Source organism: Bacillus sp. EB106-08-02-XG196 (genome assembly GCF_013396335.1).
GTDB lineage: Bacteria > Bacillota > Bacilli > Bacillales > Cytobacillaceae > Neobacillus.
In genome coordinates this window covers 258,504-271,696 of record NZ_JABWSY010000010.1, presented here as the reverse complement: position 1 = coordinate 271,696, position 13,193 = coordinate 258,504, and the positions used below count along the sequence as shown (strand labels likewise).

Annotated in this window: 11 protein-coding genes and 1 rRNA gene; 3 read left to right on the top strand and 9 right to left on the bottom strand. The window is 39.1% G+C overall.

The window, feature by feature from the left end:
* From MLOOGBEN_RS17400 to MLOOGBEN_RS17370, 7 genes are all read right to left on the bottom strand, one after another.
* A 16S ribosomal RNA gene (locus tag MLOOGBEN_RS17400) occupies window positions 1-242 on the bottom strand; the annotation flags it as partial.
* A 460-nt stretch (window positions 243-702) separates the two neighbouring features.
* Window positions 703-3,924: a DEAD/DEAH box helicase gene (locus MLOOGBEN_RS17395; RefSeq protein WP_179159527.1), complete on the bottom strand. Its 3,222-nt coding sequence runs from the start codon at window positions 3,922-3,924 to the stop codon at window positions 703-705.
* A 127-nt stretch (window positions 3,925-4,051) separates the two neighbouring features.
* Window positions 4,052-4,750, bottom strand: coding sequence for a hypothetical protein (locus MLOOGBEN_RS17390; RefSeq protein ID WP_179159526.1), 699 nt, complete (start codon window positions 4,748-4,750; stop codon window positions 4,052-4,054).
* Window positions 4,750-5,487: a hypothetical protein gene (locus MLOOGBEN_RS17385; protein WP_179159525.1), complete on the bottom strand. Its 738-nt coding sequence runs from the start codon at window positions 5,485-5,487 to the stop codon at window positions 4,750-4,752. Before MLOOGBEN_RS17385 ends, MLOOGBEN_RS17390 begins: the two co-directional genes overlap by 1 nt.
* The gene (locus tag MLOOGBEN_RS17380) at window positions 5,468-6,370 is read right to left on the bottom strand and encodes an ABC transporter ATP-binding protein (protein WP_179159524.1); all 903 of its coding nucleotides are present in this window, start codon (window positions 6,368-6,370) and stop codon (window positions 5,468-5,470) included. Before MLOOGBEN_RS17380 ends, MLOOGBEN_RS17385 begins: the two co-directional genes overlap by 20 nt.
* Window positions 6,367-6,747, bottom strand: a complete 381-nt coding sequence (locus MLOOGBEN_RS17375; protein WP_179159523.1) for a GntR family transcriptional regulator — start codon at window positions 6,745-6,747, stop codon at window positions 6,367-6,369. Before MLOOGBEN_RS17375 ends, MLOOGBEN_RS17380 begins: the two co-directional genes overlap by 4 nt.
* A 160-nt stretch (window positions 6,748-6,907) precedes the next feature.
* The gene (locus MLOOGBEN_RS17370; RefSeq protein ID WP_256989139.1) at window positions 6,908-7,771 is read right to left on the bottom strand and encodes a VOC family protein; all 864 of its coding nucleotides are present in this window, start codon (window positions 7,769-7,771) and stop codon (window positions 6,908-6,910) included.
* Window positions 7,772-8,017: 246 nt separating this feature from the next.
* Between MLOOGBEN_RS17370 and MLOOGBEN_RS17365 the strand changes: the two genes are divergently transcribed.
* The 3 genes from MLOOGBEN_RS17365 to tatC all read left to right on the top strand — a co-directional run bounded on the left by MLOOGBEN_RS17365 (window position 8,018) and on the right by tatC (window position 10,842).
* The gene (locus MLOOGBEN_RS17365; protein WP_179159522.1) at window positions 8,018-9,631 is read left to right on the top strand and encodes a PhoX family protein; all 1,614 of its coding nucleotides are present in this window, start codon (window positions 8,018-8,020) and stop codon (window positions 9,629-9,631) included.
* A gap of 216 nt (window positions 9,632-9,847) precedes the next feature.
* Window positions 9,848-10,045, top strand: coding sequence for a twin-arginine translocase TatA/TatE family subunit (locus tag MLOOGBEN_RS17360; RefSeq protein ID WP_179159521.1), 198 nt, complete (start codon window positions 9,848-9,850; stop codon window positions 10,043-10,045).
* An 83-nt stretch (window positions 10,046-10,128) separates the two neighbouring features.
* Entirely contained in the window at window positions 10,129-10,842 is a 714-nt protein-coding gene (gene tatC / locus MLOOGBEN_RS17355) for a twin-arginine translocase subunit TatC (RefSeq protein WP_179159546.1), read from the top strand.
* A gap of 126 nt (window positions 10,843-10,968) precedes the next feature.
* On the opposite strand, the gene MLOOGBEN_RS17350 is transcribed toward tatC, so the two are convergent.
* Window positions 10,969-12,108 carry a phosphomevalonate kinase gene (locus tag MLOOGBEN_RS17350; protein WP_179159520.1) on the bottom strand — a complete coding sequence of 380 codons (1,140 nt, stop codon included), beginning with the start codon at window positions 12,106-12,108 and terminating at the stop codon, window positions 10,969-10,971.
* 51 nt (window positions 12,109-12,159) lie between these two features.
* On the bottom strand, window positions 12,160-13,134 hold the full coding sequence (mvaD, locus tag MLOOGBEN_RS17345; RefSeq protein WP_179159519.1) for a diphosphomevalonate decarboxylase: 975 nt from the start codon (window positions 13,132-13,134) through the stop codon (window positions 12,160-12,162).
* Window positions 13,135-13,193: the final 59 nt, after the last annotated feature.

Genomic DNA, 13,193 nt, shown 5'->3' with positions numbered 1-13,193 from the left:
GGGCCCATCTGTAAGTGTCAGCGTAAACCGACTTTCAGCTTTTCCTCATGAGAGGAAAAGGATTATCCGGTATTAGCTCCGGTTTCCCGAAGTTATCCCAATCTTACAGGCAGGTTGCCCACGTGTTACTCACCCGTCCGCCGCTAACCAAGAGGAGCAAGCTCCTCTTGTGTTCGCTCGACTTGCATGTATTAGGCACGCCGCCAGCGTTCGTCCTGAGCCAGGATCAAACTCTCCAAGAAAGTTGATATAGCTCATTTTGTTACGTTGGCTTAGCTTTTATAAAAAGCTAAAAAATTGTTTGTTGACGTTCTTGTTTGTTTAGTTTTCAAAGAGCAATGTCTTAACAACAGGATGTTAGTATAACATTTTCTGTTGATTCGTGTCAATCACTTTTTTAAAAAATATCTTTCTTCGTAATCGACAACAAAAATTATTTTACTTTATTTCAATAATAGAGTCAACCTTTTTTTAAAAATCTTTCATTTGACTAACATCTTATTATTGTTTGTCCCTCTCGGGAATTACTATATTACTATCATAACAAGGAAGAGTCAATACCTTTTTTGCAATTTAATTTTAAGTATAAACACAGGTTTGCAGGTTTAACAAACGTTTGATTAATTTTTTTATAAAAGTTTCTGCTTTTATTTAATCAAACGTTTGATTAGTCCTCATATCAATAATCAAGGAGAGTTTCTCTTATATCATCAATATCTCTCGAATATCTTCTTCAGTAAGAGAAGAAGTGCCTTTATCTTTTGAATCAATAATTTCATCTATTAATTCTCTCTTTTTTTCCTGCAGTTCATTCATTTTTTCCTCAATTGTGCCTTTCGCGACCAATTTGATAACTTGCACTATATTTGTTTGCCCTATCCGGTGTGCCCGGTCTGCTGCTTGTTCTTCTACCGCCGGATTCCACCATAGATCATAAAGGATAACCGTGTCTGCCCCCGTTAAATTAAGACCCGTTCCTCCAGCCTTCAAGGAAATAAGAAATAGGTCACGTTCTCCTTCATTAAAGCGATTTGTAAGTTCAAGACGCTCTTCTGATGGGGTATGTCCATCTAGATAGAAGAAAGGCAGCCCTTGAATCGCCATTTCTCTTCCGATAAGCTGGAGCATTTTTGTAAATTGCGAAAAAATCAACACTCTTCTTCCCGCAAGCTTTGATTCTTCCATAATCCGCAGTAATTGCGCAAACTTTGCAGAACTTCCCTTGTATCCGTCTACAAATAAACCTGGATGACAACAGATTTGCCGCAGCCTCGTCAGCCCGGCGAGGATTTTTATTTTATTTTTCCGAAGAGTGTCTTTATCCAAATGCTTTAGCGTGTCATGCCTTAGTTTCGCTAAATAAGCCCCATAGAGTTTCTTCTGTTCAGGCAGTAATTCTACGAAGTCAACAGATTCAATTTTTTCAGGCAGCTCTGCTAAAACATCTTCCTTCAACCTTCTAAGTAAAAATGGACGGACTCTTCTTGCAATCTGTTTTCTCGTTAAGCGGCTATATTCCTTCAGCCCTTGGAATAGGTCTGGAAATACCACATGAAAAATGGACCATAACTCTTCCAAAGAATTTTCCACTGGAGTACCCGTTAGCGCAAAACGGTAATCCGCCTGTATTCTCTTCACCGCTCTAGCAGTTTGCGTAATCGGATTTTTAAAAGCCTGGGCTTCGTCAAAAAACACAGTATGATAGGTTTGCTTCTCGTACCACATTATATCCTTACGCAACAACGGATATGAGGTAATTACAACATCTGAATCAGAGGCTTGTTTTTGTTGTGCCGCCCGCTCGGATTTGCTTCCATCTATGATGACAGCTTGCATTCCAGGCGCAAATTTCTTGATTTCACTAAGCCAGTTATAAGTTAATGACGCTGGGCAGACAATTAGAATCGGATGCTTATTTTTACGAAGGAGCGGAAGCACCGATAGTATATAAGTAATACTTTGAAGTGTTTTTCCCAGTCCCATATCATCTGCAAGAATTCCTCCAAATCCATAACCGGCAAGAGTTTTCAACCATTTGTATCCCTGGACTTGATAGTCTCTTAAAATTGGTTCCACTAATTCCGGTACCCCGAACTTCATACTACTTGGATTATGGATGGTATCTAAAAACTGACGGAACGATTCCTCAAGTGTAAATGTTGAGTGGTCTTCAACTGAGTCAAGCAGCTTTAATCCCCGAACGATTGGTACATTCAAACCTGCTTCAAGGTCCTCCGCCTGTACAGGTGCTGCCTGTAGAAAGCGTTGGATTTCTTCAAATTCTCGCGTTTCCAATGAGAGGAGCGCACCGTTCCGCAATCGATAATATTTCCTTTTTTCCTCAAGTGCAGATAAAAGCTCTTTTATCTGTTTCTGCGGAATACTATCCATATCAAATTTAAATTCAAGCCAATTCGTCCGCTCTTTTTTTACCTTTATTCTAATCTTTGGAATTGCATTTTCTTTAAAAATCCGGTTCCTGACTGCCGTTGTCGCATAAATTTGTACAAGCTTTTGCAGCTTCGGAACAACATGATATAAAAACTCATACTCCAGCTCTTCGTTATGCAAGAAATAACCACTGTCCGTACTGGCAAATGAGCTTTCTTCCATCAGTTGGAGTATTTGATTTTCCTTTTCAACGTCCCTTATTAATAATGGACCCTTCTGTAATTCTTTGTTCTCCAGCGGGTTAATCACGATATTTTCGTATTGAAACTCTAAACCCGCTAACAGACGATTTTTCAAACGATCCAAATACAGTTTAGCAACTAAAGGCACTGTCCTATAGGAGTTCGATAAATTTTGAGGTAATTCAACCTCGCCGAGTTTCTTTAAACCAGGAACCACACTTTCTATAAAATAATCGATTTGCTCAAGCGGGATCTCTATTTGATTTATTTTCGGATCCTCTAGCATTTCTTTAAGGTCCGCTAATCGTTTGCAATCTGTTTCTTCAAGCCTAATAAACTTGCCCTTATATAGAACAAAGTGATAAGAATCTAGTACGGTTAAATGATCTAACCCTTTAATCCTCAAATGATAACCCCTGCCTGCTGAGGGTCCAAAAGTAAACTTTAGGGGCAGAATTTTTTCCGTTAGAACCAGACCTTCAAATACTTCCCCCTTATTCGCCATTTTCACTAATGGTGTCTTTACTAATAACGACAAGAGCACTTCCCAAGAGGATGGCGGTATGAGTAACTGGTCAGGACTGAACAAATCATCAAAATCGTCAGTCATCGTACTTACATACATTTTTTCATCCCGCAGCACATGGGCTAGGTGTTGAATTACATCATCACTCTCTTTTTGAAAGCAATGATGGTTTGAGTTAAAGGTGAAAGTTTTGGAAAGAACGCTTTGCTTCCCTTCTGTTATATTAGCTAAAAACTGGCGGATATTCTCCACTTTAACGTGTCCGATCTCCATTTCTATTCCTAACAGATTCCGTCCCTTTCCAACCTTCACCGGTTTACATAGAAAATTCACTTCAAGGACTTGTCTATTCTCAAAATGAAGCTGATGGCCGCTTTTTCGTTTAGGCTGATCACGGAAAAGAGTAAGTAATCCAGTGGTCAGCGTCTTTTTAGTTGAAGAATCAACATGTTCATCACTTTGCACAATAGGAATTGTTCCTTGCTGTTGGTGTTCATATATAGCTAGTAAAACAGCTGCGATATGCTGGCAATCGGTTCTTACGGATGCGAGGGTAGGACAACTGCATGATGTTCGCAAATCACCGCTTTCTTCTATATCTACAGTGACATAGAAATCTTCTGTCCCTTTAACACTTGCCTCACAACGCTCAGGACTATAATAATCAAAAAACACTTTACCTGCTCTATAAAAAGAATCTCCTCGTTTAAAGGAGACTGTTCCGCACATTTCTTTAATACGTTTTTGGTGGATTTGTATATTCAAATGAACAGCTCCTCTCTGAGAAAATCCCAATGTAATAATAATGCTCGATTGTTAAATGCAACTGTCCGCCTCAGGTGGACAGTGTCCACGAGCGGTGACAGGCACCATCCTCTGCACCATCCTCTACCTATTCTATAAATTGATAATTTATATTGGAGTTATCAACTAGTTTAAGGTCCTTAGGTATTTTTAGGTAAAGGATGCTTGTTCCTCCATAAAACCTGGTTGAGTGCCTGAAGGGTTTTTCTCCTGTGAATTGGTTGACTGTGAATGCCTGTTGGAATTGGGAGAATTTGAGTTTAACTTTTTCTGGATTCATTATTGTTAATGTTTTTCCATTTAGTTCTACGGTGATCGGTTTTTCTAGTTCAGTAATTTCCATGTTATTTACGCCTGAACGTGTTTTGAAGTGAAGTGCTTCAATTTTACCATCATTCGCCGTTTTTCTCTCAACAATTACTGCTGTACTAATAAGTTCATCGTTTTCGGTTGTAATGTTAAGTTCTCGCTCCTCATAACCAAGACTCCACACCTTGCTGACGAATTTATTATCTATCTTATCGATATTTCCCTTAACCGCTGCTTCATATAACTCTGTGCTTTCTTTATCTATGTCTTGGCTATTATTTATGATTTTGTAGTTTACTTCCTTATAAGGAAGTAAGGGGCTCACACCTGTACAAATTAGGAGTATAACAACATATCCGCCTAGCATCCAGCGTAAACGACTTCCCTGGAGGACTTTTTTCATCCTGCCACTTCTCAAAATTCTAACAATACCTAAGATAATAATTAAGATTATAAGAAAAGGTAAAAGAAAAGTCATTACCGCACCTCCATTCTATTTGATAATGCAATCGAACCAGAAAATAGCAAAACAACAACTACCAGCACCTTCAGAACAAATACTAAAATGGACGGTTCGGTAAATATAAATTGATATAAACTATTCACCCATTCAAAGCCCAATCTTCCCGCTCCGAGAATTCCCGCTCCAATAAAAACTCCAGGGATCAATACCACAAATATTTTGCTTATTTGTACGAGTGTTCCAAAAAAGTACCCGAGCCCGGAAAAGAGTAAGATGTAGAGAATGGTTGAACTGTATCCCATTATTACTTCTAAAAGTGAAGGATTGGCGGAAATATACCCATGGCCGCCAAAGAAGTACATGATAATTTTCATTAATGAGGTTGATAGCATTGCCGTAATTCCACCAATGATACTTCCTGTTAGTAAAAATAGCAGGTTTGAAAGATTACTGCTTAATCGATTGGTTACAAACGTAAAATCATCATTTTTATATGCGGCTGTTGTGATCAGAATCGCTGTAATAAAAGCCCAGATTATAGTGAAAATAATAACCATATCAGCAGAATAGAACTGAATATCAATTTCAATACTTTCACTGCTCGAGCCCATCATTCCAACACCATTAAAAGAGAAAAATACTGCTAATAACTGGATTAAAATGAGCGATGTAAATACTTGTTTATACGCCTTGAATTTATAAGTATATTGCTTTTTAATAATACCCAGCAAACTAGTCTTTGATAAAGACATCATCTATTCCCCCTTTTGTTTTACTCGTTACGTATACACACACATCACTAGCGGATACTGACGTCAGGGAAAGACCCGATGCATTGGCTTGTTGATATTCATTATCAGAAAGGTTATTTCTTACAACCGCATACGTGCGATCTAATCCGATATTCTTCGAATAAATAACCTCTTTATCTTGTGTCCATTCCATCACGTTCTCTGTCAATCCTTGAATGCCAATGGCCCATTCTTTTAATTCACTTATCGGCATATGCAGATGCTCTCTTCCCTCTTTAATGAGCAGAATATCTTCTAATATGTCTTCAATTTCATTTAAGTGATGACTTGATAGTAAAATGGTGCGGGGATAAGCAATATAATCCTTAAGCAAGGCACGATAAAAGTCTTTGCGTACGGCCGCATCCATACCGGTAGTTGGTTCATCAAACATCGTTAAAGCACATCGAGCCGATAATCCTACTATCATATTAAATGTACTTTTCATCCCCTTAGAAAGGTCGTTGTAATAGTGGGTTGATTGGAGAGAAAAATAGTCAAAAAGACGACTGGCGAGCTCATGATTCCATTTTTCATAAAAAGTTGCTGATACATTTAGGATTTCCTTCAATGTTAATGCTGTCGGGAAATTCATTTGGTCATTTATATAGATGACATTGGCGGAAACCATTAAATTATTAAATGGCATTTCTGAAAATACCTTTATTTCACCTGAAGTCTCTCGCAAGAAACCGGCAATGATTTTTAGGAGCGTCGTTTTACCCGTACCATTACGACCTATTAAACCCGTAATCTTATTTTCTTCAATTGTAAAAGATAGATTATTCAATGCCTTTGTTCTACCATAAACTTTGGTTAAGCCTCTGCACTCAATAACATTCATTCCCCTGCCTCCCCCGTATTTACATCCTTTATCATTTGAATTAGTGCCTCTTTGCTTACATCTAACCGTTCAGCTTCCATAACAATATCAATAACTAATTTCTTTAAGGTTTGGCTTTTCCGTTTGTTGATGATAATTTCTTTTGCGTTTGGCGAAACAAACATTCCAAGTCCACGTTTTTTATACAGAATGTTTTCCTCTGTCAGAAGCGTTAATCCCTTCGCTGCGGTTGCCGGATTGATTGTAAACAATTCTGCGAGCTGATATTGTGAGTAAATTTTTTGGTCACTGCCAAAATTCCCGTTCAAAATCTCTCTCTCCAGCCATTCTGCGATTTGCAAATAAATCGGTGTGCTTCCTTCCATATTAATAATCAACCCTTTTCCTCCTTCCTGATATAGTACATTACTGTTGTAATGTACTATATCACATTAATCAAAATAATGACAGTTAATATTGGTCGTTTTTACAATTTAACCCAATAAAAAAAGCCCAATTCCTCTGTGGTTTCACAGGGAACAGGCTTAGATATAGATTTTATACAACCATCCTAATCTGATTTCCAGATGGGTCGCTTACTACAAAATAATCTGTTTCTTTTTGCACTGACGCCCCTAACTGTTGTAGTTGTTGAAGTGCTGTTTCCCGGGCTTCTTCATCAGGAAAAACGAGCGTGTACCAGTTTAGACCTACACTATTTTGAGGTGGAATAGGCGCCCCCACTCCCTGCCAAGTATTAACGGCAATATGATGATGGTATCGTCCTGTTGACAAAAAGACCGCTTGTGGATAATGGCTGACAACCTCGAATCCCAGCCCTTTTGTGTAAAATTCTTCCGCCTTCTGCAAATCTCCTACATGAAGGTGAATATGTCCCATGACTGTCCCCTCAGGCAACCCATTCCATTCAGCATTACCTTCAGCCAGGATACCATTCCCATCCAGTTCTTCTGTCGCCATATCTACCAAACCATTTTTCCAGGTCCATTCCTTAGAAGGGCGATCTCTGTATACCTCTATCCCGTTCCCATCAGGATCAGTAATATAGAGTGCTTCACTAACATAATGATCGGCTGCACCCAACGGGTACCCCGTACCAAGGAAATGACGCAGAAAGACAGATAAGTCCGCACGGCTTGGCAGTAAAATAGCGAAGTGATATAGCCCTGACATCCTTCCTTCTTTCGGTATTACATTTTCCGGCTGTTCAAGAGTCACTAACGCGGTTTTCCCATCGGTGGTTAAAGCAGCTTTCCGGTCTGTTTTATCTAGCACCTTGAAACCCATAATGCTTTGGTAAAAAGTTAAAGCATTATCTAAATTCTTTACTTTAATATTGACTTCGCCGACATAAATATTTGGACTTTGATGAAAACCTTCCATAACCTTAATTACCCCCATTCACTTTTCTCATTATTATTCATTTACCTCAGAAAATAAATTCAGCCCAAAGTCTATTTAGTTTTCCAACCTATAATATACGTAAAAAGTTTTGCCCTTTTGACAGCCTTCACGAAATTTACAGATTATTAAAGTAGTTAATTTTTTCTTAACAAATCTTTACACTCCCTTAATTAACATTAGCAATGAGACTACCTATAATCATAGGAGAAAGTTACTAATTCAACCAAAGGGGAGAATATTTATATGGATCGCCGTTTATTTTTAACATATGTAGGAAGCAGTACTGCTGCTTTAGTTGCCGCATCTTCTGGGATTGGAGCCTTAACAGGAAGCGCAATGACTGGAGACCATTTAATAAATGGACAGCCTTCTGGAAAAGGTAAGCCGCTGACGACACCATTTACACCAGTTAGTCGTACATGGGAAAATGAGATGGTCCTTCCTAAAGGATATAACTACTCCATTATAGCTTCATATGGTGATGTGATTAACTCAGCGGGAGAAAAATTTGGGGATGCAGCTGACCTTACAGTCTATTTTCCAATTGATAGTTTAAAAGGTGGAAACAATTCCGAAGAAGGTTTAATTTGGGTAAATCACGAGTTCCCTGAGCCCGAAAACTATATGAAATTATTAGGAATCAATGAATCTACTTTTACAGGAAACCTCGCAGACTATCCTGAGCTTCTTAAATTGGAAAAAGAAGCTGTCGGCGGTTCTGTCATCCACGTAAAAAAAGAAAAAGATGGATGGAAGCTTGTTGTAGATGATACATATAATCGCCGTGTCGATGGTAATACTCTTATTGAATTAACTGGTCCTGCCCGCGGGAGCAAGTATGTTGGCGGCGCCAAGACTGTAGTTGGTTCACTAGGAAACTGCAGCGGCGGACGTACACTTTGGAATACAGTATTATCCTGTGAAGAAAACACAGAATATGGCGATGATTATGGCTGGCCTAATTTTACCGATGAACATTACGGCTGGGTAGTCGAAGTTGATCCGTTTGATCCAAAAAGAACTGTACGTAAGCATACTGCCCTTGGCCGCTTTGCACATGAAAATACAGCAATGGGCTTAACCAATGATGGCAGAGTCGTAGTTTATATGGGCGATGATAAAAGTGATGCATGCTTCTACAAGTTCATTAGCAGCAAGAAATTCAATCCTGCAAATCGTGAAGCCAATTTCGATATTTTAGAAAGCGGGACTTTATATGTAGCCAGCATGAAAGAGCAAAAGTGGATTGCCCTTGACCATGCAGCCAATTCTAAGCTCCAGGGGCAATTTGCGGATCAAGCTGACGTTTTAACGAATGCACGTGCAGCAGGAAAAGCCGTTGGCGGTACGCTTTTAGATCGTCCAGAAGACGTGGAAATCCATCCTAAGGATGGAACAGTTTTCTTATCGTTAACAAACAACACAGGACACGGTAATTTTCATGGACAAATTGTCCGATTTGCTCCAGCAAATGGTGACCATGCTAGTGAAGCATTCACGTTTGAAGTGTTTGTTGCCGGCGGTCAGCAAAGCGGAATAACTTGCCCAGATAACCTTCACTTTGACAGCAAGGGAAATCTTTGGGTTGTCGAAGACTACAGCGCATCTGAAACGAATCAATATGCTGCCTATAAAAACTGTGGTGTATTCATGATTCCAACTGATGGGAAGAATTACGGAGAACCATTCCAATTTGCTTCAGGTCCAAAAGGCTGTGAAGTAACAGGTCCGTGGTTAACTCCCGATGAAACAACCTTATTCTTAGATGTACAGCATCCAAGCACATGGAATCCATACCCGGGTCAAACGTTTGGCCGCTCTTGTTTGATTGCTGTCCAAGGTGGCAGCTTTAAGTAAAACTATGGAAGGAGCCATTCTCACCATGTTTGTTTGTTCGAACCACGTCAAGGATGCATTAAGCTTAATGTTTGTTCCTCACATTAAAGTAATCTCAGAAGAGGAAAATGTTACTTTCCGCTGTCATCTTTGTAAGAACAGTGCCAAATATAAACTATTTCATTTTGCACATTATAGAAGAACAAACCAAAAAGTTATCTAAGGAGGAAACATTCCATGCTTCAGAACATAGGAATCCCAGGGTTAATTCTCGTCCTAGTCATTGCATTAATCATTTTTGGACCTTCAAAATTGCCGGAATTAGGCCGAGCTGTTGGTTCTACCCTAAAGGAATTTAAAAAATCGACACGTGAATTAGTTTCGGATGATTCCACAGATAAAGTACAGTCCAAAAAAGAAGAAAAAACGATTTAAATGTTATCTAAGGAAGATGCGAGCAGCAGGTTTGTGCTTGCATCTTTTTTTAAGGAGGGAAACCGTTGTCTAAACCACAGGATATGGATCTAATTGGTCATTTCGAAGAATTACGCAAACGGCTTATTATCACACTTGGCACATTTATAGTTTTGCTCATTTTAGCCTTTCTCTATGTTCAAGATATCTATCAATGGCTTGTACAAGATTTAGAGGTTAAATTGGCCATTTTAGGCCCTAGCGATATTTTATGGGTGTATTTAATGCTATCCTGTGTCATTGCCATTGCAGGGACTATCCCTATAGCCGCCTATCAAGTTTGGTTGTTTGTTCGTCCAGCATTAAAAGATTCAGAGCAAAAAGTCACACTAGCTTATGTTCCTGCTTTATTTCTTTTATTCATAATTGGAATAGCCTTTGGATATTTTGTGATTTTCCCGATTGTCTTTCAATTCCTTCTCTCCTTATCGGAGGATATGTTTATGACCTTTTTTACCACAGAAAAATATTTTCAGTTCCTGCTTCATATGACATTGCCATTTGGCTTCTTGTTTGAACTTCCTGTCGTGATTATGTTCCTGACAAGTCTTGGAGTATTAAATCCCTACCGATTGCAAAAGATTAGAAAATACTCTTATTTCGTTCTCATCGTGACGGCCGTTTTAATTACACCACCGGATTTACTATCTGATATTTTAGTTATCATCCCACTTATCTTTCTATATGAGTGCAGTGTTATATTATCTAAGGTAGTGTATAAACGAAAACAGCAACAACTAATCCACACAACTTTATAATCATGCAATTTAGTAAATGAGAGTCAAAGACTAGTGAGCGCCCTGGTCTTTGACTCTCATTTACTTTATTCTTCATTGTGTAAGATTTCACAAAGGGATTGTAACAATCCATCAATTTTTCACGCGTTAAACACTCATTACATAATCAACCAAAGGCATTTCACAGTTATATTCTGTTACAAAGACTCCCAGTTTTGAAACACTTAACCTTAGGGGAACAATCCCTTCCTTTTGCCAAGCTTTATGGAGTTCTTCCAATTGCTCGTCGCCCGTCGTAAAGGCAATCCCACAATCGCCGCCACCGGCACCTGATGATTTTCCACTTCCAAACTTCTCAGCACAATTGCATAATGATTCTAACTTTTCAGTTTCAATGGTAATTTCCGCCTCTTCATTGAGGATTTGCAGTGCCTTGCGATTTTGGGTAAGACTTAAGATGGCTGCGTCACAATCCTTTTTCTCAAAACTTTTAATCATCTGGTTAACTGCAAATGAACTTTTCTCCAAAAAATGTGTGTATGAATCTTGATTTTGTTCACGATACTTTTTGACCTTACTGATCATAGGTGCAGTTCGTGCACTTTCTTTTGTCCAGCCAACCGATAACTTGAGCTTTGGTGGTGGGTTTAATGCTGTGATAGACAAATTCGGCCATGGCTTTTCCACGAGTTTGCATAGACTTTTCCTTCTGCTTAACTCATTTCCGACCCATTGAGGGTTAAAAGAAGAATAAGCCAGCCACCCTCCAAATGTGGACGCAGCGATATCCACCCCTGATCCACTTTTTTGGGTTTTTAAATGAGCTATGGCAGCAAGTTTGAAAATATGAGTAAGCTGCGGCTCTATTTTCCCTTCATTATGCAGGGTTAAAATGGCTGAAATAACAGCTACAACAACAGCCGCACTTGAGCCAAGCCCATATTTTTTTCCAGTAGCATGGTCGTCAAGTTCACTTTTAATGGTTAGATGAAACGGACGTAATGTCACCGATTTTTCTTGTAAATATTGATTAACTACATTTATTGAATTTTGGATAAATCTTAAACGTTGGTCTGAATGAATAAATTTGTTCCCCATGTCCCATGTAATAGGCTCTAATCCGTATTTAGGAATGGAGAGCTGATTCTGAATGCTAGGTTCAATATAAGCGGTAATAAAACGGTCGACAGCGACAACAATCGCCTGCTGATTAGGCTCAAGAACAGCATACTCACCAGCAATTAACAGTTTCCCCGGTACTTTTACACGATAGCTTGTATAGGCCATTATTATTCATCCCCTCATAAAATGTCTTTTCAAAACCTTATCGACTTTTAATTATAAATACATTACTCCTGGACCTGGATGGCAAACATGTATATCCTGTACATCGGATAAATTGATCAACGCATCATATACAAGCAGTTCATCCTTTGGCTGGCAAAGAACCTTAACATTTGGACCGGCATCAATGGTGATATATGCCTGTATACCTATTGTACGGAGGAATTGAACCTCTTGGATTACACCTAGAGTTGCTCCGTTCCAATACATGAAAGGCGGGTTAGCTCCTAGTGTTGTTGCATGCATTTTTAATGCATTTGCCTCTATAATCTCTCCCAAAATTTTAAAATCCTGCTTTCTTATCGCTACTTTAGCGTTAAGAAAATCTTGTTCAACACCTTCTAACCAGCCAGAGTAAAAGGGTGATGTTTCCACCGTTCGTTTCATCCCCTCTCTACTACTTACCAATTTGGGTTCAGTGTTTAATTGCACTGAAAGAATACTTAGATCCCAAGTTTCTTCACTTTTAATAGGCTTGGCGAAGGAATCCGTTCCATCAGCTTTTTCACCTTTTTCCCATTCCACGTAACCGCCATAAATTGACCTGCAGGCAGATCCCGAGCCTTGACGGGCTAATTTTGATAATTCCTTCCCATCTAACTCTAAACCAAGAGCTTTTGTTGCAGCCGCCGTTAATGAAGCATAGCCTGAGGCAGAGGAAGCAAATCCAGCCGCCATTGGTACATTGTTTGTAGTGGTCACGACCGCTTTAAAATCCTTCCCAGAGATTGCCCTAATTCGGTCAAGAAAACGAGAAACCTTGCTTATTTCCGAATCACTTGCAAGTTGATTATTGATAACAAACACGTCAACAGTGAGACATGAACAAAATTCAACGGTTGTCGTTGTATTGAACTTATCCAGTGTAATGGAAAGGCTGCTGTTCATTGGCAGGAAAAGTTCCTCATCACGTTTTCCCCAATATTTTATTAATGCAATATTTGTAAAAGCTCGTGCTGTTGCTCTCAATTTTTAACTCCCGCCTTCTATGTTTTTATTTTCTGAGTTTCCAAAGGAATGGCCACTCT